This is a genomic window from Nocardia jiangxiensis NBRC 101359 (assembly GCF_000308615.1).
Classification (GTDB): domain Bacteria; phylum Actinomycetota; class Actinomycetes; order Mycobacteriales; family Mycobacteriaceae; genus Nocardia; species Nocardia jiangxiensis.
Map to the genome: position 1 here is coordinate 25,524 of NZ_BAGB01000166.1, position 24,803 is coordinate 50,326.

Annotated in this window: 22 protein-coding genes and 3 pseudogenes; 9 read left to right on the plus strand and 16 right to left on the minus strand. The window is 66.8% G+C overall.

Going from position 1 to position 24,803, the window contains the following annotated elements:
• Positions 1-20: 20 nt before the first annotated feature.
• Positions 21-605 (minus strand): annotated as a pseudogene (locus ON40_RS50825) (CoA transferase); the annotation flags it as partial.
• A 342-nt stretch (positions 606-947) separates the two neighbouring features.
• Here ON40_RS50825 and ON40_RS40430 point away from each other — a divergent pair.
• From ON40_RS40430 to ON40_RS40445, 4 genes are read left to right on the plus strand one after another with little or no spacing between them, the layout of a single operon-like run.
• Positions 948-2,456, plus strand: a complete 1,509-nt coding sequence (locus ON40_RS40430; protein WP_040830859.1) for a class I adenylate-forming enzyme family protein — start codon at positions 948-950, stop codon at positions 2,454-2,456.
• A gap of 25 nt (positions 2,457-2,481) precedes the next feature.
• Positions 2,482-2,787 carry a hypothetical protein gene (locus ON40_RS40435; RefSeq protein WP_040830860.1) on the plus strand — a complete coding sequence of 102 codons (306 nt, stop codon included), beginning with the start codon at positions 2,482-2,484 and terminating at the stop codon, positions 2,785-2,787.
• Between the two features lie 4 nt (positions 2,788-2,791).
• Positions 2,792-3,877 (plus strand): CaiB/BaiF CoA transferase family protein, encoded by a 1,086-nt coding sequence (locus ON40_RS40440; RefSeq protein ID WP_040830959.1) that lies wholly within the window; start codon positions 2,792-2,794, stop codon positions 3,875-3,877.
• The gene (locus tag ON40_RS40445) at positions 3,874-4,731 is read left to right on the plus strand and encodes a crotonase/enoyl-CoA hydratase family protein (protein ID WP_085997878.1); all 858 of its coding nucleotides are present in this window, start codon (positions 3,874-3,876) and stop codon (positions 4,729-4,731) included. The genes ON40_RS40440 and ON40_RS40445 overlap by 4 nt, the downstream gene beginning before the upstream one ends.
• A gap of 111 nt (positions 4,732-4,842) precedes the next feature.
• Here the strand turns inward: ON40_RS40445 and ON40_RS56405 are convergent, their stop codons facing one another.
• The 8 genes and pseudogenes from ON40_RS56405 to ON40_RS40485 all read right to left on the minus strand — a co-directional run bounded on the left by ON40_RS56405 (position 4,843) and on the right by ON40_RS40485 (position 13,113).
• The gene (locus ON40_RS56405) at positions 4,843-5,085 is read right to left on the minus strand and encodes a class III extradiol ring-cleavage dioxygenase family protein (RefSeq protein ID WP_040830861.1); all 243 of its coding nucleotides are present in this window, start codon (positions 5,083-5,085) and stop codon (positions 4,843-4,845) included.
• A complete protein-coding gene (locus ON40_RS40455) occupies positions 5,060-5,899 on the minus strand; it encodes a mycofactocin-coupled SDR family oxidoreductase (protein ID WP_040830863.1) in 840 nt (279 codons plus the stop codon). Before ON40_RS40455 ends, ON40_RS56405 begins: the two co-directional genes overlap by 26 nt.
• A 53-nt stretch (positions 5,900-5,952) precedes the next feature.
• Positions 5,953-7,164: a CaiB/BaiF CoA transferase family protein gene (locus ON40_RS40460; RefSeq protein ID WP_040830864.1), complete on the minus strand. Its 1,212-nt coding sequence runs from the start codon at positions 7,162-7,164 to the stop codon at positions 5,953-5,955.
• A gap of 55 nt (positions 7,165-7,219) precedes the next feature.
• Entirely contained in the window at positions 7,220-8,701 is a 1,482-nt protein-coding gene (locus ON40_RS40465) for an aldehyde dehydrogenase family protein (protein ID WP_040830865.1), read from the minus strand.
• 211 nt (positions 8,702-8,912) lie between these two features.
• Complete coding sequence (locus ON40_RS40470) at positions 8,913-10,106, minus strand: thiolase family protein (protein ID WP_040830868.1); 1,194 nt, start codon at positions 10,104-10,106, stop codon at positions 8,913-8,915.
• Positions 10,099-10,572, minus strand: coding sequence for a Zn-ribbon domain-containing OB-fold protein (locus ON40_RS40475; protein WP_051194351.1), 474 nt, complete (start codon positions 10,570-10,572; stop codon positions 10,099-10,101). The genes ON40_RS40470 and ON40_RS40475 overlap by 8 nt, the downstream gene beginning before the upstream one ends.
• Positions 10,573-10,778: 206 nt before the next feature.
• Positions 10,779-11,213, minus strand: a complete 435-nt coding sequence (locus ON40_RS40480; protein WP_040830869.1) for a B-4DMT family transporter — start codon at positions 11,211-11,213, stop codon at positions 10,779-10,781.
• A 215-nt stretch (positions 11,214-11,428) separates the two neighbouring features.
• Positions 11,429-13,113, minus strand: a pseudogene (locus ON40_RS40485) (MMPL family transporter).
• 93 nt (positions 13,114-13,206) lie between these two features.
• Between ON40_RS40485 and ON40_RS40490 the strand changes: the two are divergent.
• Both ON40_RS40490 and ON40_RS40495 read left to right on the plus strand, forming a co-directional pair.
• Entirely contained in the window at positions 13,207-14,400 is a 1,194-nt protein-coding gene (locus ON40_RS40490; protein WP_040830870.1) for an OB-fold domain-containing protein, read from the plus strand.
• The gene (locus tag ON40_RS40495; RefSeq protein WP_040830871.1) at positions 14,397-15,557 is read left to right on the plus strand and encodes a thiolase C-terminal domain-containing protein; all 1,161 of its coding nucleotides are present in this window, start codon (positions 14,397-14,399) and stop codon (positions 15,555-15,557) included. The genes ON40_RS40490 and ON40_RS40495 overlap by 4 nt, the downstream gene beginning before the upstream one ends.
• Positions 15,558-15,623: 66 nt before the next feature.
• On the opposite strand, the gene ON40_RS40500 is transcribed toward ON40_RS40495, so the two are convergent.
• The gene (locus ON40_RS40500; RefSeq protein WP_218008958.1) at positions 15,624-16,379 is read right to left on the minus strand and encodes a FadR/GntR family transcriptional regulator; all 756 of its coding nucleotides are present in this window, start codon (positions 16,377-16,379) and stop codon (positions 15,624-15,626) included.
• 277 nt (positions 16,380-16,656) lie between these two features.
• Between ON40_RS40500 and ON40_RS40505 the strand changes: the two genes are divergently transcribed.
• Positions 16,657-17,304, plus strand: a complete 648-nt coding sequence (locus ON40_RS40505) for a TetR/AcrR family transcriptional regulator (protein WP_040830873.1) — start codon at positions 16,657-16,659, stop codon at positions 17,302-17,304.
• Positions 17,305-17,314: 10 nt separating this feature from the next.
• Here ON40_RS40505 and ON40_RS40510 read toward each other — a convergent pair whose 3' ends face one another.
• Complete coding sequence (locus ON40_RS40510) at positions 17,315-17,977, minus strand: cysteine hydrolase family protein (RefSeq protein WP_306305414.1); 663 nt, start codon at positions 17,975-17,977, stop codon at positions 17,315-17,317.
• A gap of 112 nt (positions 17,978-18,089) precedes the next feature.
• Here ON40_RS40510 and ON40_RS40515 point away from each other — a divergent pair.
• Positions 18,090-19,026 (plus strand): annotated as a pseudogene (locus ON40_RS40515) (enoyl-CoA hydratase).
• Between the two features lie 83 nt (positions 19,027-19,109).
• Here the strand turns inward: ON40_RS40515 and ON40_RS40520 are convergent.
• A complete protein-coding gene (locus tag ON40_RS40520) occupies positions 19,110-19,931 on the minus strand; it encodes an acyl-CoA thioesterase (protein WP_040830876.1) in 822 nt (273 codons plus the stop codon).
• A gap of 109 nt (positions 19,932-20,040) precedes the next feature.
• The gene (locus tag ON40_RS40525; protein ID WP_040830877.1) at positions 20,041-21,255 is read right to left on the minus strand and encodes an amidohydrolase family protein; all 1,215 of its coding nucleotides are present in this window, start codon (positions 21,253-21,255) and stop codon (positions 20,041-20,043) included.
• A gap of 227 nt (positions 21,256-21,482) precedes the next feature.
• On the opposite strand from ON40_RS40525, the gene ON40_RS40530 reads away from it, so the two are divergent.
• Complete coding sequence (locus ON40_RS40530) at positions 21,483-22,304, plus strand: enoyl-CoA hydratase/isomerase family protein (RefSeq protein ID WP_040830878.1); 822 nt, start codon at positions 21,483-21,485, stop codon at positions 22,302-22,304.
• 20 nt (positions 22,305-22,324) lie between these two features.
• Here ON40_RS40530 and ON40_RS40535 read toward each other — a convergent pair whose 3' ends face one another.
• The 3 genes from ON40_RS40535 to ON40_RS40545 form a co-directional block, all read right to left on the minus strand.
• Positions 22,325-23,035, minus strand: a complete 711-nt coding sequence (locus ON40_RS40535; protein WP_040830963.1) for a FadR/GntR family transcriptional regulator — start codon at positions 23,033-23,035, stop codon at positions 22,325-22,327.
• Positions 23,036-23,266: 231 nt separating this feature from the next.
• Complete coding sequence (locus ON40_RS40540; protein WP_040830880.1) at positions 23,267-23,476, minus strand: hypothetical protein; 210 nt, start codon at positions 23,474-23,476, stop codon at positions 23,267-23,269.
• 7 nt (positions 23,477-23,483) lie between these two features.
• Positions 23,484-24,668, minus strand: coding sequence for an amidohydrolase family protein (locus ON40_RS40545; protein WP_085997879.1), 1,185 nt, complete (start codon positions 24,666-24,668; stop codon positions 23,484-23,486).
• Between the last annotated feature and the right edge of the window lie 135 nt (positions 24,669-24,803).

A 24,803-nucleotide genomic window follows, 5' to 3' on the forward strand; every position in this document is an offset into this window, starting at 1 on the left:
GGAACCGCTGAATCTCGGCCGCACTGATTCATATCGTTGATCCGCGCGGTCGCGATACCCGCCGACTCCAGCTGCGTCACCAGTGTCCGGGCGGTCAGCGTATGCGCCACGGCCGCGATGATCGCCTCGAGTTCGTCGCGATGGGCCACCCGGCTCGAATTGGTGGCGAACCTCGGATCGGCAGTCAGGTCCGGCCGCTCGAGCACCTCGGCGCACAGCCGCTGCCATTCCCGGTCGTTCTGCACCGCCAGCAGTACTGTCCCGCCGTCACCGGCGGTGAACGGACCGCAGGGCGCGATGGTCGCGTGCCTGGCTCCGGTCCGCGCCGGTGCGGAACCGCCGTAGCGGGCGTAATAGAGCGGCGAGCCCATCCATTCGGCCAGCGTTTCGAACAGCGAGACCGACACCACCCGGACCTTTCCCGTCGTGGCGCGGGTGTACAGGGCGGTCATGATGCCGGAGAACTCTGGCGAAATCTCCCGCGCCGGGACGTTCGACCTTGATCACCTGGCCCCGAGGTCGGCCAGTTGCCGGGTCGCATATGGGGCCGCGACCGCCTGTTCGAGGCTGACGACGACCACGCCGTCGAGCGGCAATTCGCCCATCGAATTCTCCCTAGCTCATTCGCGCGAGCGCGTGGTGGCCGAGATCGCCGCAACGACGCTCGAACTGGCATGCATTGTCAGATTGACACTATAGAGCGCCTCTCGGACTGACAAGAAAGATCGCCTGACGACATCCCATGCACGGTGTATAAGGAAGTTTCGACGATCGGTGCCGTCCACGAACGAATATAGACAAGGTGTCAGATCATCGCTTACTGTGGTGTGACACAGACCCCACGAACACATCATCTGGTCGCGCCGGACGCGCGGCGCCGGCACCGGTTCACCCGGCCGGGCCCGCGTGCACGAAGCCGCACCCAACTATGCCGATCGGAACACACGATGACGATCTCCCTCCTGCTCGAGATGGCGGTTGCCGCGAATCCGGAGCGCGTCGCCCTCACCACGGGTGACCGGTCCCTGACCTACCAGGAGTTCAGCGACCTGGTCAGGGGCGTCGGCTCGGCACTGCGCCGATCCGGGGCCGAACACCTCGTCTATCTGGGCGGCTCCGGTATCGAGTTGCCCGCACTGCTGTGGGGCGCGGCCTACGCCGGAATCCCGTTCGTACCGGTGAACTACCGGCTCGAGGCCGGCCGCCTGGTCCGGCTCATCGAGCGAGTCGGCAACGCGCTCGTCATCGCCGCACCGCGATACGCCGAATCGGTGGCACACGCGGGCGCCACCGTCGAAACCACGGACGCGTTCTTCGCGCGCACCGCAGACGAGGCGCTGCCGGCCGCCGACGCCGATCCCGAGGGCCCCGCGGTGATCCTGTTCACCAGCGGAACCACCTCGGAGCCCAAGGCGGTCGTGCTGCGGCACAGCAATCTGCTGAGTTACGTCATGGGTACCGTCGAATTCGGTGCGGCGGATCCTGCGGACGCCACGCTGGTCACCGTGCCGCCGTACCACATCGCCGGAATCGGCACGATCCTGACGAACTTCTACGCGGGCCGCCGGATCGTGTATCTCCCCGATTTCGACGCACACGAGTGGCTGCGCCTGGTCCGCGAGGAGGCCGTCACCTCCGCGATGGTGGTGCCCACCATGCTGGACCGGATCGTGTCCGCCGTGGGTGCGACGGTCGCCGACGCCCCCACGCTGCGGTCCCTGTCCTACGGCGGCGCACGCATGCCGCGCCCGACGCTGGAGGCTGCGCTGCGGGCATTCCCGGGTACCGGATTCGTCAACGCCTACGGCCTCACCGAAACCAGCTCGACCATCGCACTGCTCGGCCCCGAAGACCACCGGACCGCGATGAACAGCGACGATCCCGCCGTGCAGGCTCGGCTCGGCTCGATCGGGCGCGCGGTGCCCGATATCGAAATTCTCATCCGCGACTCCGATGGGAACCCCGTCGCCACCGGCGAACAGGGCGAATTGTGGGTTCGCGGACCGCAGGTCTCCGGCGAATACATGGGCGCGGGCTCGGTGCTCGACGCCGAGGGCTGGTTCCCCACCCGCGATCTGGCCTATCAGGACACCGAGGACTTCCTGTTCATCGTCGGCCGCAACGACGACACGATCATCCGCGGCGGCGAGAACATCGCACCGGCCGAAATCGAGGACGTCCTCATCGACCATCCGGGGGTGCGGTCGGTCGCGGTGGTCGGAGTTCCCGACGAACACTGGGGACAGGCGATTCTCGCCGCCGTCGTCCCCGAAGGCGATGAGCCGCCCGAACCCGAGCGGCTGTTCGAATTCGTGCGCGCCCGGCTGCGTTCCTCGCGCACGCCGGATCACCTCGTCTTCCGCACCGAGCTTCCGGCCACCCCCACCGGAAAGATCCTGCGCAAGGACATCGCCGCCGATTATCTCGCCGATGCGGCCGCCGATTCGGTCCGCTGATTCGCCCCCCGAAAAGGAGTGACACATGGTGAAATCCGGAACCCGGTTGCGGAGTCAGGTCTGCAGTACGGAAGTGATCGTGGTGCGGGCCGGTGACGGCGCCGCGGAATTGCGTTGCGGCGGAGTACCGATGGTCGACCTGGACCAGCCTCGCGAATCGGCGGCCGGTCCGGCCGCGGAGTTCTCGGGCGGCACACTCATCGGCAAGCGCTATGCGGACGCCGACGGCACCATCGAGGTGCTGGTGACCAAGCCGGGCGCAGGCTCACTGGGCCTCGGCGAAATCGCCCTGTCGGTGAAGACCGCGAAACCCCTGCCCGCCAGTGACTGATGCGGTGAACGCATCCGGTGCGGGCCCCTTGGCCGGTGTGCGAGTGATCGAACTCGCCGCCATGGGTCCCGCGCCGCATGCCGCGATGACATTGGCCGACCTGGGCGCGGACGTCGTCCTGATCGATCGCCGAAATCCCGAAGCGCCCGGCCACCGGCCCGCCCAGCAGCGCGGACGCACCCTGGTCGAAGCCGATCTGAAGGATCCCGCGGACCGCGAGCAGATCCTGTCCCTCGTCGAACGAGCCGATGTGCTGGTCGAGGGCCTGCGGCCCGGAGTCACCGAACGCCTCGGCATCGGACCGGAGGTGGCGCTCGAGCGCAATCCGCGGCTGATCTACGGCCGCGTCACCGGCTGGGGGCAAACCGGGCCGCGGGCCCAGCAGGCCGGGCACGACCTCAACTACATCTCGATCACCGGGCTGTTACACGCCGTCGGCCGTGCCGGTCAGCGGCCGGTTCCCCCGCTGAACCTGTTCGGCGATTTCGGGGGCGGCTCGATGTGGCTGGTCGTCGGCGTTCTCGCCGCACTGGTCGAACGTCAACGCTCCGGCCGGGGACAGGTCATCGACGCCGCCATGGTGAACGGGGCCCCGGCCCTGGCACATCTGCTGTGGTCGATGCGCGCCGCGGGCCGCTGGTCCGACGAGCGCGGCGCCAATATCTTCGACGGTTCCGCGCCGTTCTACGACACCTACGAATGCAGCGACGGCCGCTATGTCGCGGTGGCCGCGCTGGAGCCGAAATTCTATGCCGAGCTGCTGCGAATTCTCGACATCGACCCGGAAATGCTTGGCCCGCAACGAGATACGAGCGGCTGGGCGAAGATGCGGAAAGTCTTCGCCGAGACATTCGCGACCCGCTCGCGCGAGGATTGGACGAGGGTGTTCGGCACCGCCGACGCGTGCGTGACACCCGTGCTGACGATGACCGAGGCCCAGCAGGACGAGCAGATGCGCGCCCGCGGCGTCTTCGTCGATATCGACGGTGCCGTGCAACCGGCGCCCGCACCGGTCTTTTCCCGCACTCCCCCGGCCGTCCCCGCACCGCCGCCGCGGCGGCCGGTGGATATCGCAACTGTATGGAAATGAACGAATCCGCCGTATGGCGGACCCGAAAGGTAGGGACCCAGGTGACCAGTAGCCACACCGAGGTCGAGGCACCGACCGTTCTCCTCGAACGTCACGGCCACGTCCTGCTCATCACGCTCAACCGCCCGCAGGCCCGCAACGCGGTCAACGCCGAGATGTGTGTTCAGGTCGGCGATGCGCTGGAAGCGGCCGAGGACGATCCGCAGATCCGCGCGGTGGTGCTCACCGGCGCCGGGGACAAGGCGTTCTGCGCGGGGGCCGACCTGAAGGCGATCTCCCGCGGTGAGGCGGTGATTCCGAAGGATCGCGAACACTGGGGGCTGGCCGGTTACGTATCGCATCCGATCAGCAAGCCGACCATCGCCGCGGTCAACGGACCGGCGCTGGGCGGCGGCACCGAATTGGTGCTCGCCAGTGATCTGGCGATCGCCGCGGACACCGCGACCTTCGGCCTGCCCGAGGTTACCCGCGGACTGATCGCCGGTGCCGGTGGCGCGTTCCGGCTGCCCACCCGGCTGCCGCAGGTGGTGGCGATGGAACTGCTGCTCACCGGGGATGCGATCAGTGCCGAGCGGGCCCTGGAATTGAATCTGGTCAACCGTGTGGTCCCCGCCGCGCAGGTACTGGAGCAGGCGTTGAATCTGGCCCAGCGGATCGCGGACAACGCACCGCTCGCGGTTCAGGCCACCAAGCGCATCGCTCTCGGCCAGAGCGGCGGCGGCGAACGTCCCGATGAGGAGCGTGGCTGGGCGGCGACCACCTCGGAGTTGTCCGGGGTCGCGTACTCCGAGGATGCGCAGGAGGGTCCGCGTGCCTTCGCGGAAAAGCGCAAACCGCTGTGGAAGGGGCGCTGACCGCGCGGCCCTCGCCCGCGTTCCGACACGGAAAATGCTGGGTGCCCGGACATTTCGTCCGGGCACCCAGCATTGTTCTTTCTGTTGTAGTCAACTGGCCGATGGCCGGATTCATCGCCGCGACATCGCGAGCCCCATTCCGGTGATCCATTTCTCCACCGGCTCGTAGGAAACGGTGTCGAACGGCTTCCCGCCGCCGGCCGCGCCCGCGGCCAGCCAGGTCCGGACCTCATTGGCGCCGACACCGGCCCGCTCGGTGGCGACCTCAGCGAGCCCGGCCAACCGGGTGACGTCCCAGACGGTCAGGGCGTCGAGGAAGGCGCGGGTTCTAGCGGCGGGTCGCCATTCCCGCATCGACGTTGAGGGTGCTCCCGGTGAACGAGCGCCCCGAGTCCGTGATCAGGAAAAGGATCGCCGCACTGACATCACGCGGCTCGATCATCGGCAGATCGGGCAGCAGGGTCTGCATGGCATTGGCCAGGTTCGGATATGCGCCGAGCACATTGAACAGCTCCGGGTTCTCCGTCACCATCGGCGTCGCGCAGTTGGTCGGCGCGACACCGTTCACTCGAATGTGGTACTGAGCAAGATAATTCGCATATTGCCGCACCATTCCGGTCAGCGCGAGTTTCGCCATGCCGTAGGCGTCGTCACCGCCGGTTCCATTGCCGAGTCCCAGCATGGCCGCCATCGAGCTGGTCACCACGATATTGCCATCCCGGTGGCCCTGCTCGCCGCGCTCGATCAGATGCGGCAAGGCGACGCGAATCGTATTCCAGGGCCCGATCAGCAGCAGATCGATACCGGCGCGAAAGGCTTCGGCGGCATCCCGCTCACCGGTATTGCTCAGCAGCACACCGGCATTGGCCAGAACGGTATCGATATGACCGAACCGTTCGACGCCGGCGTCGAACGCGGCCTGCAGCGAGGCCAGGTCCCGGATGTCGGCCTTGCGAGCCAGCATCGACCGGCCGGTCTTCTCGACCAGGCGCACGGTCTCGTCGAGATCTTCGGCGGTGCCGAGTTTGTACGGCACGAGGTCGATATCGTGGCAAATATCGATTCCGACGATGTCGGCGCCTTCCTCCGCGCACCGAATCGCATGCGATCGGCCCTGACCGCGTGCGGCCCCGGTGATGAAGACGACTCTGTCCTCGAGCTGGCCCACTGTCTTGTCCTGTTCTGTTGTCGGAGTGGCGATTCGGTGCCCAGAGGGCACGGTCAGATGACGGCCCCGGACTCTTTCAGGGCGATGATGCGGTCCCAGCCCAAGCCCAATTCCTGCAGTACGTCGTCGGTGTGCTCACCGTGACCGGGCGCCGGGCGCAATGCCGCGGGGGTCTCGTCGAACTGGACCGGATTGGCTGCCAGCGCAAAGGTATTGCCGTTGGCGTCGGTCACCTTCGGCAGATAGCCATTCGCGTTCACCTGTGGATCATCGTGCAGTTCGAGTGCCGATTCGAAGGCATCCCACACCCCGTCGAAATCCTCCAGCTGCTTGCGCCAATGTTCGAGCGGCTGCGATTCGAATGTGCGGCGGAGTTCCGCGGTGCATTCGCGGCGGTTGGCGAAACGGACGCGAGCGTCGGCGAAACGCTCGTCGGAGACCAGATCCGGACGGCCGATGCGAACGCACAGATCAGGCCAGAAGCGATCGGACTGCAACAGCACCAATGCCAGGAACCGGTTGTCCTGGGTGCGATAGATGCTGGTCGCCGGGTTGGGCATTTCCTCGAGGTCGTATTTCGGGATATTCGAGCCGATCACCTTCGAGCCCACCACATCCGGGCCCAGCTGCCACAGCGCCGTCGCCAGCAGTGATACGTCCACGACCGCGGCCTCACCCGTGCGCTCCCGCTTGTACAGGGCCGCGGCGACACCGCCGGCGATGGCGAATCCGCCGAATACGTCGCCGAAGGCCGGCCGCTGAATCGGCGGATAACTACCGTCGGCCCCGGTCAGCGCGTCACCGATGCCGCCGCGTGCCCAGTAGGCCGCCAGATCGAAGCCGCCGCGGTCGGCCTGCGGCCCCTTCGTCCCGTAGCCGTGCCCGCGTGCGTAGATGATCTTCGGATTGCGCGCCCGGATCGCGTCGAGACCGACGCCCAGGCGCTGCTGCGAGCCCGGCAGCAGATTCGTCGCGAAGACGTCGGCCTGTTCGACGAGTTTGTACAGGATTTCCAGCCCTTCGGGATTGGCGACGTCCAGGCCGACGCTGCGTTTTCCCCGATTGGGCTGCTCGATGAAATGGTTGACGCCGGTCGCGCCGGCCACCACTCCGGAATTGATCAATCCGCGCTGCGGATCCCCGGTCTCCGGGTGTTCGATCTTGATAACGTCGGCACCCCAGTCCGCCAGCACCGCACCCGCGGACGGAACAAAAGTCCATGCGGCGAGTTCGACGACTTTCACGCCTTCGAGAATCGGCTCCATTCGACCGGAGTCCTTTCTTTCCTTCGTTCTCGGTTTCGGAGACACCTCTACGGAGTCAGCGGAATCCGACAACCTTTGTTTGCAGATATTGTTCGAAGCCTTCGCGGCCGTTCTGGCGGCCCAGGCCGCTGTGTTTGTAGCCGCCGTACGGCGAGTCGGCGCCGTAGAACATTCCGCCGTTGACCATCAGCGTGCCGGTGCGGATGCAGCGCGCGACCGTGTCGGCACGTTCGGGATCAGCACCCCAGACCGCCCCGGACAACCCGTACGGACTGTCGTTGGCGATGCGGATCGCGTCCTGGTCGTCCTCGAACGCAATGACCGCGAGGACCGGACCGAAAATCTCCTCCCGGGCGATGGTCATCGCATTGTCGACATCGGCGAACACCGTCGGCTGGACGTAGTAGCCCGTCGGCAGATCCTCGGGACGGCCCCCGCCGATGGTGATCCGCGCGCCTTCCTGCTCACCCTTGCGGATGTAATTCAGCACCCGGTCGCGCTGGCGCGCGTTGACCAGCGGGCCGCAGAAAGTGGCCGGATCGGCGGGATCGCCGCACGAAATTCCACCGAATGTCGCGGTCGCGATCTCGACCGCCTCCGCATAACGGCTGCGCGGCACCAGCAGCCGCGACGGCAGCGCACATCCTTGACCGGCATGCATGCAGGCGATCATCGATTGCGGGATGACCGCGCCGAAATCGGCGTCGTCGAGCACCACCATCGCATTCTTGCCGCCGAGCTCGAGAAATGTCCGCTTCAATGTCGCGGCTGACAACTCCACGATGCGTTTACCGACACCGGTCGAGCCGGTGAACGACACCATATCCACCCTGGGATCCACCAGCAGCCGCTCGGCGACGCCGTTGTCCGACGTTGTCACCACATTGAATACGCCCGGCGGAATATCGGTCCGCTCGGCGACGAGCCGGCCGATCCGTGTCGCGCCCCATGGTGTATCCGGAGCGGGCTTGAGAATGACGGTATTGCCCGTGGCCAGAGCCGGACCGATTTTGTTGAGAGCGACTTCCACCGGAAAGTTCCACGGCACGATGGCCGCCACCACACCGATCGGCTCTTTCGTCACGCGGCGGTGACTGATCGCGCCGAACAGTTCGGTTTCGGGCAGCATTCGCTCCCACTCGAATTCGTCGATGTAGTCGGCGGGATATGCGATCGCGTCGGCCAGCGGCCAATCGAGCTGGGCCAGATGGGTGATCGACACCGGCGATCCCGCCTCGGCGACCAGCTCGGCTCGAAGCGCTTCCCTCTCCTCCTGCAACGCCTCGTGCAACTGCCGCAGGCAGTGTTTGCGGAATTCCCGATCCACGGCCCAGGTCCCGGTGTCGAATGCGGCACGCGCCGCCGCGATCGCACGATCCACATCCGGTCCGCCGGCGTCGGCGGTATCGCCGATGACCTCTTCGGTCGCCGGATTGACGTTGTCGTACCGAGCGCCCGAGGCCGCATCGGTCAGGACACCATCGATCAGCATGCGCGCTTCACCGCGGGCGATTTCGGATGTCGTGCTGGCTGTCATGATCGCCGAGACTCCTTCGTGTCGGACGAGGGGAACGCGCTGCTGACGTGCTGTGCGTCACAATCGACTATATATAGTCAGATAATTAGAATCAATGTTCTATCCAGAACCGGGTCACGCGGGCGGAAGTTGCCCGCGCAGGAGCAGCCAGGCGATCGACCGCACCAGGCCCAGCACCGGATCGACCAGATCGATTGTCATGCACCGCCTCTCAATCACGCCGACTGAGCAGCATGGCCCCGGCGACCGGTCCCCCACCGACCGCGACCGCCACCAATTCCGGGCTCTTGGGCACCTGCCGGTCACCCCCTTCACCCCACAGCTGGACGCAGGCTTCGTGCAGGAATCCCATCCCGTGCAGGCGGCCACCGGAAAGCTGACCACCACTGGTGTTCAGCGGCAGCTCACCATCGAGCGCGATACGATGCCCGCCTTCGACGAATTCACCGACGCGGCCGTGCTCGCAGAATCCCAGCGCCTCGAGCCACTGCACGGTCAGGAAGCTGAAACCGTCGTAGAGCTGGGCCATGTCCACATCGGCCGGACGCAGTGCGGTGCGCTCCCACAGCGTGGTCGCCGCATCGTGCGCGGCCATCGTCGTGATGTCGGCGCGCTGATCCCAGGTCGCCCGCTCGAACATACCGGTGCCGACGGATTCGACCGTCAACGGCGGCTTCGGCAGCCCGGCCGCGGCTTCACGCCGGGAGATGATCACCGCACTCGCGCCGTCACAGGGCACATCGCAGTCGTAGAGGCAGAACGGATCCGAGATCATCCGCGCCTCGAGGTAGTCCTCCAGCGACATGGGGGTGCGGTACACCGCATCGGGGTTGAGTCCGGCGTTCTTCCGGGCGTTCACCGCGATCGCCCCGAGCTGTTCGCGGGTGAGCCCGAAATCGTGCATATAGCGCTGTGCCGCCATGGCCAGCCAGTTCGCCGCCGAGACCGCCCCGAAGGGGCCGAAATACTCCAGGTGGTCGGGCAGCCGGCCGCTTCCGAACAGCACCGACGCGCGCCCGGCGGTCTGCGCCGTGGACTCCCACACCGATCGGTACACCAGGACGTGATCGGCCAGGCCGGTGGTCACCGCCATGCAGGCGTCGATGGCCGGGCCGATCTGACCGGCGGTCTCCATGCTGCTGGTGAACCAGCGGCTGCGCAGTCCGAGTGCGTTGCGCAGCTCGTGCACCGAGGCGCCGGAGAATCCAGGATCAGGAACGCCCGGTCCGGGATAGCTGGCGACGCCGTCGATATCGTCGGGCTCCAGACCGGCGTCGGCAATCGCCCGCAGCGCCGCCTCGACCGTCAAATCCAGGCCGCCGCGCCCGAGACGCCGGCCGACCTGCGACTTACCCGCACCGGTCACTACGGCTCTACGCCCGAACAGACCGCTCGGCTCACTCATCGCTCACTCCTGCCGCGGGACGGAACAGCGGGAGCCAGATATCGTCCCGCGGCTCGAAGAACACCTCGACCTCGAGGCCGATGGACACCGCCTCCGGCGCCACCCCGACCACATTGCTCACCACGCGGACGTCGGGCTCCTCGGCCAGCTCGATCATCGCCACGACGTACGGCGGCGGAAATCCGGGAATCCACGGCTGCCGATTGATGGTGAACGCGGCAACCCGGCCGCGGCCGGAGACCGGTTCCGGGGCCACATCGGTGCTGCGGCAGCGGAAACAGGCCGCCGATCCCGGATGAAACCATCGCTTACAACTGCGACACCGGTAGATCAGCAACCGCCCGTCGCGGCCCCCGGTCCAGAATGCCTCCGACACCGCCGTGGGCGCGGGCAGCAGCCGCACCTCCGGCCGCACGTATTCGACGGCGGTCGCACTGCCGTGCGCCGTGCCATCGGCCTGTTCCATCAAATCGAGTCACATCCCGTGTCCGTGCGGCGCGTCCTCACCATCGGGCGCAGCCACTTGATCCTCTTCACTCTAAAATCAATCTGACAGTAGCGTCAATCTTGTATATAGCAATCTATCCTGGTAATACCCAGACGCTTCACCTATCCGTCCGAGACCCCGTCTGACACAACGTCACCAATCCGCCGCGCCGGTGACGTGACCGTTCAGGCACCCCGCGCCAGCACCCGATTCGCCCGTACGCGACCGGCGCCCACACCGACCATGGCCGGAACGTAGATCAGCAGAACAATCCATCCCGCGCCGGCGGTGAGCTCGAACAGCAACGAATTCCGCCCCAGGCTCAGATAGGGCAGCAGATCGCAGAGCCAGGTCGCCGCGCCCGCCACGAGGCCGCCGATCACCGCGGCCTGTAACCACAGAATCGGGAAGTCCGTCTCCGACCGGTCGCCATGACGCAGCCGATCCCGGCGTCCGTCGGCGAAACCCCAGCTCATCGAACAAACGACCACCAGGACCAACGCGACGATCCGAGCGGATGATGTCCGATCCGTCCAGAACAGCACGGCGAAACCCAGCAGCGTCTGCGCGAGCACATGCACCAGGGCAAGCCCCAGCGCTCGCGTGAGTCGAGCAGTCATGGGCGACATGATAGGAGCCGGGCCGCCAGCCCAGACCCAAAATGGGAAAATCGTAATATTACTCTAATTATTTAGATATATACCCGAGGTTAGGCCGCTCGGTTCGCCTGCGCGACACGCAAATCGGATCAGGAGCCGGGGGCGATATTCGCGCCGTCGCGGGCAGCGCGCAGCGCGATCGCCTCGCCGAACCGCAGCCGGATCGGCGATGTCGGTCAACCGATTCCCACCGGCGCGGCCGATCGGTCGAGCTCGGTCGAATCATCCTCGGCAGCACGGTCTTTCGCAGCCGCGAGCCGCCGTTCCAGCTGTTCGCCCTCGATATCCGGATCCGGGACGTACTTGGCGAACCACTGCGGGTGGTACCAGACCTTGCGGTCCACGATCGCCATCACCGCCGGCACCAGCGTGAGCCGCACCACGAAGGCGTCCAGGAAGACACCCACCGCGAAACCGAATCCGATCCCCTTGATGATCGGGTCCTTGTTGATCATGAAGGCGACGAAGATCGAGAACATGATCAGTGCGGCCGCGGTGACCACCCGTGCCGAATAGCCGGTGACGCGCTCCACCGCAGGCCGGGCGGAACCGTTCTTGGTGAACTCCTCCTTATCCGCGAGACCACGAATACCTCGTAGTCGCTGGACAATCCGAAGATGATCGCGAGCATGACGACCGGCAGGAAGCTGATGATCTGACTTTGCGGGATACCGAAAAGACGCTCACCCCAACCCCATTGGAACAGCACGACCTCCGCGCCGAAGGACGCCGCGGCCGACAGCAGAAATCCGATGATCGACTTCAGCGGCACCAGGATGGTCCGGAACGCGAAGGTGAGCAGGACGAACGCGAGACCGACCACCACGATCAGGAACACCGGCAAAGCACCGGACAACTTCGCCGAGACGTCGATATTCGACGCGGTGGCGCCGCCGACGAGAATGTGCGCACCCGAGGATCCTTCGAGCGCGGACCGGTCATCGCGGATCCGGTGCACCAGATCGGTGGTCGCCCGGTCGTCCGGGCTACTCTTGGGCACGACCTGGATGATCTGCACCCCTCCACCCGCCGGACCGGGCGCAACCACCGCCACATCGGGCAGTTCGGCCAGCGAACTCGACAGCTGTGCGACCTCGCCCGGGCCACCACCCTGGACGAAGACCAGCAGCGGGCCGTTGAATCCGGCGCCGAAGTTGTCGGTGACCAGGTCGTATGCCTTGCGCTGGGTGTCATCGGCCGGTTTGGCCGCGCCGCTGGGCAAGCCCAGGCTCATATGCAGCGCGGGCAGCGCGATCACCGCGAGGAGCGCCACGCCGGCCACGAGAACCGGTATCCGCCAACGGATCACGAATCGGGCCCACATCGCTCCGGCGGTTCGTTCGGGCCGGTGCACCGCCGTCTGCGCGACGGCCTCGTGGTGTCCGCGACGCAGCGGGGTGTCGATGAACTTCGCGACCTTCCGGCCCGCGAAACCGAGCAGTGCGGGCAGCAGCGTGAGCGAGATCAGCAAGGCGATGAGCACCGCCGCCGCCGCGGTCAGGCCCATCACGGTCAGGAACGGAATGCCGACCACGGACATCCCGCACAGTGCGATGATCACCGTTAGTCCGGCGAAAACCACCGAGCTGCCCGCTGTTCCGATCGCCAGCGGCACCGACTCCTCGACTTCCATGCCGGCGAGCATGTTGTTGCGGTGCCGGGACAGGATGAACAAGGCGTAATCGATGCCGCAGGACAGACCGAGCATCAGCGCCACGGTGGTCGAGGCGGAGGCGATATCGAGGACCGACGCGACCGCGGTGACGCCCATCAGGGTGACCGCCACGCCGATGATCGCGGTCAGGATCGGCAACCCGGCGGCCACGAAGGCTCGCGCCGTGCGGTATCCGTGCCCATCCACATCATCCCATCTCGCTTCAGATGTAGTATAAATAGTTAGTTAAATATGCTACTTCAAGGCCCTAGCGCCGACGACCGAACAGGGGTTGTGGCAATGAGTTCGATAACTTCACTAGGCACCTATCTGCCGCCCTGGGGGACCACGCAGCGGCGTACCGCCGGGGACGACGAGGATGCGGTGACGATGGCGATCGAGGCGGGGTCCGCTGCACGGCAAGGCAGCGGACCCGTCGTCCGGGTCGTTCTGGTCACCAGGGACTTCCCGCTCTTGGAGGGGGGCAGCGGAGCGGTCCTGCTCGCCGGGCTCGGACTCGATCCCGATATCGAGGTCACCGAGCGTATCGGCGGCGCACCCGCGGCACTGGACGCGATCACCACCGCGCGCCCGCACACCCTGGTCATCGCCGTCGATCTGGAACCGGCCGGCGCCGCGGCGGCGGTGATCGGCGAGACCGGTCTCAGCGTCCGGCCGGTGGCCCGGCTGGCCCGCAGCCTTCCGGTCCGCACCCGCGACGCCGCCGGTGCGACCCGGGACTACGGCGATCCGCGCCTGCTGCGCGAACGCGGCGTGCTGCAATCGGTGCGGACCGCGTGGGCGGGCACGGTGAGCGCGGTCGCCGGGGTGGACCACAAGACGGCCACCGGGCTGGCCGGCGCCACCGCGCCGCGGCTGCCCACGACCGGCGCGTCCGCAGCCGTGTTCGCCCTGGCATGGATGGCCGAAACCGGTAGCACGGGCACACTTCTCGGTATCGAACAGGCGACGCTGACCGGCCTCGGCGTGGACGGCGGCGCGGCGTCGGTACTGCGCAACGAATTCCAGGCGCGCCCGGTTCCGCGCACCGTGCTGTCGCCGGGCCCCGACATCCCCATCTCGCTGGCCGCCTACGAACGCGCCTTCGATGCCAAGCTGCGCTGGCAGGCCTCGCGCGACTCCGCCACCGGCGCACTGAATTTCCCGCCGCGGCTGCTGATCGACGCCGAGGGGCGCCTCGTCGAGCCCGGCGAACTGGTGGATCTGCCGCGCACCGGCACCGTCTACACCGAGGTCACGGTGCATGTGCCCGTACCCGGCCTGCCCAGCCCCTATTCGCTGGTCATCGTCGAACTGGACGAGGTCGGAGTCCGCGCACTGGCGAAAACCACTGCGGCCGAGCCGGGTTCGATCAGCATCGGCGACCGCGGCCGCATGGTTCTGCGCCGCGTGGCGGTGCGCTCGGGCGTTCCGGACTACGGGTACGCCTTCGTCCCCGATGCCGCGCGACACACACAGAAGGAGATCGCATGAGAAGGGTCGCGATCGTCGGAGCGGGGATGACACCGTTCGGCGAACATTTCGGGCTGGGCATCAAGGATCTGCTGCCGATGGCCTTCGCGGAATGCACCGCGAACGTGGACAAGGGCATCGCCCCCGCCGAGATCCAGGCGGCCTGGTTCGGCGAGCTGTCCACCACCGACGGCTTCCCGTCCGGGATCCTGGCCGACAGCTGCGGGCTGCTCGACATCCCGATCACGCGGGTCGAAAATGCCTGCGCCACAGGCAATGACGCGGTGCGCAACGCGATGTTCGGGATCGCGTCGGGCGCCTTCGACGTCGCGCTGGTGATGGGCGCGGACAAGGTGCGCGAGTCGGCGAGCAAGGACACCTTCTGGGAGTGGGCCGGGATGACCCGCGATACGGCGTGGGACTATCCGCTCGGCCTGATCGCCCCGGCGAACTTCGCGCTGCATGTGCGGCGCTATCTGCACGAGTCTCCGGCCACCCGCGAACATATGGCGATGGTGGCGGTGAAGAATCATCGCCATGCCGTGCCCAACCCGAAAGCTCAACTGCGGCAGGAGATCACCATCGAGCAGGTGCTCAACGCGCCGATGGTGGTCGAACCGTTCGGGCTCTACGACTGCACGCCGCAGAGCGACGGCGCCGCGGCGCTGGTGCTGGCCGCGGACGACGTGGTGGACCGCTACACCGATCGGCCGGTGTGGATCCGGGGCGTCGGCCTGGGCGTGGATCGGGTGATGCATCAGCACAAGCCCGATATGACCACCTTCCCCGCTACCGCGCGCGCGGCGAAGGCCGCCTACGCCATGGCCGGCCTGACGCCCCGCGATATCGACGTGGCCGAGGTGCACGACTGCTTCACCGGCGTGGAACTGATCAGCTACGAGGACCTGGGCTTCGCCGACCGGTTCGGGGCATACAAACTCGTGGAGGCCGGTGCGACGACGATCGGCGGAGCACTGCCGGTCAATCCCAGCGGCGGGCTGAAGGCCAAGGGCCACCCGCCGGGGGCCACGGGCGTGGCGCAGTGCTTCGAGATCTTCGAACAGCTGCGCGGCACGGCCGCCAACCAGGTCGACGGCGCGCAAATCGGCTTGGCGCACAATATCGGCGGCCCCACCGCGGTCTCCGCGATCACCATCCTCGGACAGGACCGGGACTGACACGATCGGGACCGGATCGCGCCGGCCCTCGGCCGCGCCACCACCGGGCGCGCGGCCGGGGGCCACCTAGGGAAGCACGTCCAGGACCGACTCCTCCGGGTCCTCGATCAGGAAATTCTTGACCTGGGCCAGATGTTTGCGCCAGAAGGTCTCGGCTTTCAGGACGTCCTTGTCCCGGATCAATTGCACGAGTTTGACATGCGCCCGGTGCGCAGCCGTCGCCTTGGCTTCGGCGCTGGTGTCGCCGCGGTGCTCACGCAGGAAATTCTCGACATGGCTTTCGATGATCGTCGAGACGATGTCCAGCAGCACGATCATGGTCTGGTTGCCCGCCAGCTGCATCAGCATGCGGTGGAATTCCAGGTCGTAACCCTTGCCGAAGGCCGGCGGATCACTCAGCAGCGCTTCGCCTTTCGCGAGCATGTCGTCGAGGGCCCGCAGGTCGGCGGCGGTTCGCTTGCGTGCCAGCACGGCCACCGCGGCCACCTCGAGATTGGCCCGCGCCTCGTGCACATCGGCGAGGGTGGCCTTGCGGTACTGCAGCAGGGTGCCGGCGTAGCGAGCGGCCGCGGATACGTCGGGCATCATCACCCGGCCGCCGCCGCGCGCACCGCGACGCACCTGAATCACCTGCTCGGACTCCAGGATTCGGAATGCCTCGCGCAGGGTCGGCCGCGAAACACCGAATCGCTCCATGAGTTCGGTCTCCGACGGCAGCGCATCACCCTCGCGCAGTTCACCGGTGACGATCTGACGGCGCAATTGGGCGGCCACCATTTCACCGGCCTTCGGCACGCGCACGACCGACGTCGACACTGGCATCGCAGACATAAATTCCTCCGGTATCGGTCAGCTGATACCACTATTATCACCTATCCACCTGTATCCGCCCCACCGAGCACGATCCGCCCGCGGGGTCCGAAGCGCCGATCAGTGGATGCCGCCGCATATCGGCGCCGGGCGAACCCCGTCCCCGACCGGCCGAGCCGCTCGTGGGAGTGCCCCGGGCCGACGCACTTGACGATTCTGTCCGGACGAGCCACGCGCCCGGGCGCGCACACTCTGATCCCGCACCGAAATCTCCTAGACTGGCCCAATCATGAACGATTCATCGGCGCCCGCACTCGACAACGACGACAGCAGCCGGACCGACGACGGCAGCGGTGACCTCGGACTGGGCGCACGCGCGGTGCGCACCCGCAACGCCATCCTGGAGGCCTCCAAGCGGCTGTTCCTCGAACGTGGCTATTCGGGCACCCGGATCAACAACATCACCGACGCCTGCGGGATCTCGCGCGCCGGTTTCTACACCTACTTCCGCGACAAGCGCGAGATCTTCAACACCCTCGGCGAGGAAACCTATCACGAATTGCTCGACGTGGTCGCGCGCTGGGACACCATCCCCCAGCCGTGCACCCACGACGACGCCGAGACCTGGGTGCGCGACTATTTCGCCTTCATGGACAAGCACGGGGCCTTCATCCTGTCGGCCCAGCCGGGGCCTTCCGACGAAGATGTCAGGATCGCCAGCACGCGGATGCAGATGCGAGTGGTGTGGCTGCTCGGAATGAATCTGCGCAACCGCCAGCGCCACCCGGCCACCGCACCGGAGGCGCTGGGACTGTGTGTTCAGGCCATGCTGGACCGATCCTGGTATCTGAGCCACACCCAGCAGCAGCTGCCGGTGGATCCCGCCGATGTCGTCCGCACCGCGGCCGACTTCCTGATGGCGATCCTGACTGCCTGAGCCCCGGGCGCTACGCGCGCACCGCCGGCGCGGCCCAGGCGGCGGTCAGGTCGTCGACGGTGACGATATCGGCCAGCATCGCGATCGTATGGCGCAACGCCTGCCGCGCGTACTCGGCCGGGCTGCCCGTCACCGCGTCACGCGCGACCACCACCCGGAATCCGTCCTCGCTCGCATCGGCGGCGGTCAGCGGCAGAGCCACGTTCACCGAGACTCCCGCCAGCACGATGGTGTGAATTCCCATGCTGCGCAGTACCGGAAGCAGTTCGGTGCCACGAGTGGGCGAGAGCCCCTGACGCCGTCCGAGCACGATGTCGGCCGGATCGAACAGCTCCGTGACGACCTGGGTGGCCGGGTCCCCGGGCTGCCATCGGTCGGCTCCGGCTCCGTTCAGTGCACGCCACAGCGGCGCCTTCCCGGGCCGGCCGCCGACGACGAACCCCTCGAACGTCGCGTGCACCACCGGGATGCCCGCACCGCGGGCGGCGGTCACCAGCCGGGCGATATCCGATACGACCGCATGCGTCTCGGCGGCCAGGGCCGGCAGCACCGACTCCGGGCCGATCACACCGTTCTGGCATTCGACGCATACGACGGCCAATCCGGCGCGGTCGGCCATCGCCTCGGCGGCGCGGGCGCTCGATGTGCTTCCATTATCCTTACTTGACGTCATCGTCAAATACTATCGAAGGGCGGTCCGGTTCTGATAGACAACAGGAGATTTCCATCCTCATCCGACACGGCCCGGGCTCGGAACGAGCTAGTTTGTCATTATCGTCAAATGGATTCCGGAGTTCGTTGTCGACACCTGCCGGGAAAGGCGCCCGAATGAGTTACCGCTACATCCGCTATGAAACCCTCGAACACGGCCGCATCGCACGCATCACCCTGAACCGGCCGCAGGCACGCAACGCCCAGAATCGCGGCATGCTCGTGGAATTGGGCGAGGCGTTCGCGCGTGCCGAATCCGACGACACGGTGCGGGTGGTGATTCTGCGCGGCGACGGGCCGGCGTTCTCGGCCGGGCACGATCTGGGTACCGCCGAGAGCATCGCCGAACGCGAACCGGGCCCCGGCCGGCATCCGAGCTTCCAATGCAACGGGGGCACCCTCGACGGCGCCGAGTCGCGGGTGCGCCAGGAGTGGCACTACTACTTCGAGAACACCAAGCGCTGGCGGCAGCTGCGCAAGATCACCATCGCCCAGGTGCACGGCAAGGTGCTGTCGGCGGGACTCATGCTGGCCTGGTGCTGCGATCTCATCGTGGCCGCCGAGGACACCGCGTTCGCCGACGTCGTCGGCACCCGGCTGGGCATGTGCGGTGTCGAATACTTCGCCCACCCATGGGAATTCGGCCCGCGCAAGGCCAAAGAGCTACTGCTGACCGGTGATTCGATCGACGCCGAGCAGGCGTACGCGCTCGGGATGGTGAGCAAGGTCTTCCCCGCCGAGACCCTGTCGGAGCGGACGGTCGAATTCGCGGCCCGCATCGGCAAGGTGCCGTCGATGGCGGCCCTGCTGATCAAGGATTCGGTCAACCAGGCACAGGACGCCCAGGGCTTCAGCACGGCCCTGGACGCCTGCTTCACGATCCATCAGCTCAACCACGCCCACTGGAGTGAGATCTCGCGCGGCGAAACCCCGGTCGGCACGGTCGATTACGGACTTCAGGACTGGCGGGCGGCACCCGCGCTGCGGCCCGCGGCCAAGAACACCCCCTGACGACCACGGCGGACCACGGCCCCGCACGAACCGATCGCCGCCGGAAATTCCGGCGGCGCTTCAGGTTTCATTTCTGCGGCGATTCAGATCTTGGCGAGGGGCTTGCCGGGAGGCGGCTCCCGGAACAGGGATTCCTGAGCCAGGGTGGCGACCGTGGCGCCGTCGGCCCGGCGGACCGTGCCGGTGTACAGGCCCCGCCCTCCGGCCACGGTCCGCGGGATCAGGTCCACCATCACCCACTCGTCCAGGCGCGCCGGGCGATGGAACCACACGCTGTGGTCCAGCGTCGAGCCCGCCCACTGCGCACCGCCCGGCACATCCACCAGACCGCTGGACGTATCGGACAGGTAGGTCAGCACGCAGGCGTGCACGAGCGGCGAGTCCGGCAGCTCGACCGCGCTGCGCGCCCAGAACAGGCTGGGCCACGGCGTCGACGGGGTCCGCTGCGGGGGCACCCTCGCCCGCATCGACCACATACGCTCGAATTCCCATTCGGGCAGCAGTTCCGGCGGCGCGATATCGGGCATCGGCTCGACCTCGTGGTCCGCGTCGTGGCGCGGCACCGCGAACGACGCGGACATCGTGAAGATGACCTCGCCGTCCTGCAACGCGGTCACCCGGCGCGCCGAATACGACCGGCCGTCACGGTCCCGGTCGACCCGGTACACCACCGGCCGCGCCGCGCTGCCCCCGCGCAGGTAGTAGCAGTGCAGCGAATGCGGCAACCGGCCCTGCGGCACCGTCCGCCCGGCGGCGTGCAGGGCCTGCGCGGCGACCTGCCCGCCGTACAGCGAGAACGGCTCGTCGAAGAGCACGACCGAACGATGCAGATCGCGATCGATCTGCTCCACCTCCAGCAGATCCAGCAGGGTCGCAGACGTTATCGGTACCGACTCCAGCGACATCTCACACCTTTCTCGGCGCACACCTTCGCGCCGGGCCGACGGGGCCGGCCGCACACCGGCGTGTGCCACGCCGCCGGTCCTACCGCGGCGTGGCACAGGGTATTTCGACTTATGCGGGGACCGGCACGCTGTCACCGGCGGGGTTGCGCACGGGCAGACCGAGCAGACGGCGCGCGTTGTCGCCCATGAAATCGCGGGTGCGCCGCTCGTCCATGCCCTCGGCGTATTTGTAGAACCCACGCGGTTCGGCCAGGCCCTCCGGATGCGGGAAGTCCGAGCCGAACAGCACCTTGTCCCAGCCGACGGTGTGCACCACATCGGCGACCTTGCCCTCCCAGAACGGGCTGACCCAGATGTTGCGGCGGAACACCTCGTGCGGGTGCTCCGGGAATGCCTGCGGCATCTTGGCATAGGTGGCCTCGAAATCGTCGAACAGCGGCTTGATCCAGGCGCTGCCGTTCTCCACGCTGGCCACGCGCAGCTTCGGGAACCGGGTCAGCGTGCCGTGGCAGATGAGGCTGGTCATCATATCGGCGATCTCGCGGTGCCCCAACGCGATCCAGCGGAACGCGCTCATTTCCAGATGGCTGTTGGTCTCCGGCGGCTCCCACTGATTGATGTAGCCGTCCAGCGGCGGCTGGCTGGCGTGGAAGACCACCGGGATACCCGCCTGCTCGACATCGCTCCAGAACGGGTCGAACTCCGGCAGCGCCGGCGAGCGCCAGCCACGCAGGCCCTTGACCGGCGCCGGCTTCATCAACACCACCTTGGCCCCGTTCTCCACGACGTAGGCCAGTTCGCGGCGGGCGTCCTCGACCAGGGCCGCGCTGATCACCGGCGTCATGAACAGGCGGTTCTGGTGGGTGTAGCCCCAGGTGTCGAGCATCCACCGGTTCAGTGCGTGGATCACCGCGACCACCAGTTCGGGGTCCTCGGCCGCGGAGTGCTCGACCAAATTCGCCAGCGTCGGATAGACCAGCGCCTCATCGACGCCCTGCCGGTCGAGTTCGGCGATGCGGGGTCCGGGCTCCCGGAACGACGGTTCGGCATCGATGCCGATCGACAGCTCGCGCAGCGATTTACCCTCGGCGTTGCGGCCGGCGAAGAACTTCTCCCACGAACCCGGCGCGGCCACCCGGTCGAATGTCGGATTCGGGATGTATTCGGTGATCCGGCCAAGGATCGCGATCCGCGCCGCATTCCCGACCTTCACGAATTGCACTGCGCGGTGGTACTTCTCGGGCAGATGGCGAGTCAGCGCCTCCGGCGTCTCGTACATGTGCTGATCGGCGTCGAATATCGGCGCGTCGGTGAACTGCGTCATGGGATGTCCCCTATCCGAAAACGGCTGCTGCAGTGTGGCTACTGCGTCGACCTCCACAGTAGGTGTTTCTTGACGAAAGTGTCAAGTTTTCGATAGCTGTTCAGATTCTGCGCACTACATCGCATACCTCAGGCGATGATCCAACCGTCAACTCTGGCGTCCGTAAGCGACATATAGCAGAATGAGTTAACTGTATCAGGATCGGTTTCGCCGACGAAGGGAAGACGATGTCCACACACGCGCAGCCCCGGCCGCCCTCGGGCGATTGGCTCGGCACCCCGTATCTACGGTTCGAACGCGAGGGCGTCTTCGCGGTCTGCACGGTGGACCGGCCCGAGGCCCGCAATGCGCTGACACCGGCGATGTACTTCGGCCTGCGATACGCGATAAATCGCGTCGACCGCGATCCCGCCGTGGCCGGACTCCTGCTGACCGGGACCGGCGACACCTTCGTCCCGGGCGGTGATCTCGGCAAGGGCGGCGTCGACGACTGGCTGGATTTCGAAGCGACCCTCGGCATGGATGTCACGCCGTTCGACACGCTGCGCCGTTCGGCCAAGCCCGTGGTATGCGCGGTCAACGGCCTGTGCCAGGGCGGCGGCCTGATGATCGCGATGTGCAGCGACCTGGCGGTCGTCAGCGACCGGGCGAGTTTCCGGGTCCCGGAACTGTTGCGCGGCATCGCCGATACCTACTACGCCCAGGTGCTCGCTCGCGTCGTCGGCGCGGTGCGCGCCCGCGACCTGCTGCTCACCGGTCGAACGCTGTCCGCGCAGGAGGCATGGGACTGGGGCCTGGTGTCGCGGGTGGTACCCCATCACGAACTTCGCAGTGCCGCAACCGAAGCCCTGGCCCAAATCTGCCGCACCGCACCGGCGGCGCGCCGGGAGATCAAGGCCAGCCTGGACGGTTACCTCGGACATTTCGCCCGTATCGCGATGGAGTCCAGCCTCGCCGGACCCGAGGCGCTGGAGGGCTTCCACGCCTTCAAGCAGCGTCGCTCACCGGAGTGGGTGCCCGCCGAACTGCGCCGCGACGGGCGGCTGTGACGCTCAGCCGAACGTGACGCTCAGTCGAGCAGATCCAGCACGCTGGCGCCCGCGTCGTCACCCAGGACGTAGCCTTCGGCTTCACCGAGGTGACGACGCCACAGCTCCTCCGCCGCACGCGCATCCCGCTCGCGGACGAGCTCGACGAGCTTGCGATGGGTCCTGCCGGTGTTGCGCCGGGCCCGCTCGGCGGAGGGACCGCTGTTGGGTTGCAGCGTCACATTGGCGGTCTCGATGATGTGATGCACCATCTCCGAGAGCAGCGTCAGGGTTTCGTTACCGGCCAGCCGCACCACCAGCTGATGGAATTCGCCGTGCAGCCGGATCGACCCCAGCGGGTCGTCTTCGCTGTCGTAGCGATCCAGCGCCTCGGTGAGCGCGGCCAGATCGGCCGCGGACCGGCGCAGCGCCAGCCGCCCGACGCTCGGCACCTCGAGCGCGGCGCGGGCTTCGTAGACGTCTTTGACCGAGGCGCCCTGATATTCGAGGATGAAACCCGCATAGCGGGCGGCGACTTCGCGGCGCGGCGGCTGCACGCGCGCCCCGCCATTGGCGCCGCGGCGGATGACGATCAGCCGTTCGGACTCGAGCACCCGGTACGCCTCGCGCAGCGTCGGCCGCGACACGCCGAACCGGCTCATCAGCTCCGTCTCCGACGACAGCGCCTCACCTTCGGGCAACTCGCCCCGGATGATCTGGCGTCGCAGTTCGGCCGCGACGAGTTCGGCCATCTTGGGCACTCGGACACGTTGAGTGGTGCCATAGGCCGGGGATCGTTGCGCGTCACGCGCCGCCCCGGCCGTGGAATCGACTGCCACACTTACCTCCCGCCGCCCGAAGAATAAACTATATGAACTATATAATAGTACTATTTATGCCGGGTCGCCCCGGGGAGGCCGCGCCGATACCGGGCCGGAAGACATCGGGGCGCCCGGCCGATCCGGCCGGGCGCCCCGGTGAACTCAGCGGCTCAGCGCATCCCTCGCGTACCACATGGCCGACAGCCGCCGGGTCAGCAGTTCGATGGCCGCGCCATCACCACCGGCCGCGGTCAGCGTCGCCAATTCCGCGGTGACGACCGTGATCTCGTTGTCGAGCCGTTCTGCGGCCTCCCGCTTGGTCAGCAGATCGGTATCGGTCCAATCGTCCGCGGCGATCCGCTCGTCACTCATCGCGACCTCAGCTACTCGCCGCGCCCGCCGGCACCGGAGCGGCCGCGGGCAGATTGTAGAACCGGCGAGCGTTCAACTCGACGATCTTGTGCACCTCGTCGTCGGGCACGTCGGCGAAGGTCTCCTCGGCGCGCTTGCGGCTGGCCGGCCAGAACGAGTCCGAATGCGGGTAGTCGCATTCCCAGGTGATCCGGTCGACGCCGATGATGTGGCGATTGGCGATGCCGAAGTCGTCCTCGATGAAGCAGCCGTGGAAATGCCGCTCGAACAACTCCGACGGCGGCACGTCCTGATTGATGTTCTGGTAGTACCGGTGCTTGCGCCACACGTAGTCGGCGCGCTCGACGATATAGGGCACCCATCCGATACCGCCCTCGGACAGGCCGATCTTGAGTTTCGGATGCTTGTGCAGCGTCGGTGCGAACAACCAGTCCGCGGTCGCGTGCATGCTGTTGGTGCCCATCAAGTTGATCATCACCGCGAACGGCGCCTCGGGCGCGATCTGCGGAACCGAGGTGGCTCCGCCGCTGCCGAAGTGCTGGCACAGCGGAATGCCGGTTTCCTCGGCGGCCGACAGCACCGGATCCCAGAAATCGGTGTGCACCGACGGGAGCGCGAGGGCGTGCGGCATATCCGGGAACGAAATCGCCTTCGCCCCCTTGGCCGCGACCCGGTGAATCTCGCGCACCGACTCCTGCGCATCCCACAACGGCAGAATGACCACCGGAATCAGGCGCCCCGGCGCGGCCGCGCACCATTCGTCGAGCACGAAATCGTTGTAGGCCCGCACGCACAGCAGCGCCAGATCCTTGTCCTCGGCCTCGAGAAAGACGGTGCCGCAGAATCGCGGGAACGACGGGAAGCACATCATGGCCTCCACCCCGTCGATATCCATATCGGCCAGCCGGGCCTTCGGGTCGTAACAGCCGGGGATCATATCGTCGTAGCGGACCGGCTCGAGCCCGTACTCCTCGGGTTTCTTACCCGCCACGGCATTGAGTCCGATGTAGGGATACGGCCGGCCCTCGTACTCCCAGGACTGGATCGGCGGCAGACCCCCCTCACGCGGGATCTCGATGATGCGCGGACCGAGCTCCCGGAGGTTGGCCGGTAACCGGTCCTGCCAGACCGTCGGATGTTCGATCAGGTGATCGTCGACGGAGATGAGCTTCATCCAAGGCTGAAGTGGCATTGACTACTCCTCAAAATGATTCAATCTATTTAACTATATGATCTGAATCACGGGCAAGGGTCCGGGACCATCGAGTAGCGAATCTCCACGCAACCAGCCGCCGCACGAGGGCACGATCCGATCATCCGGGCCCGG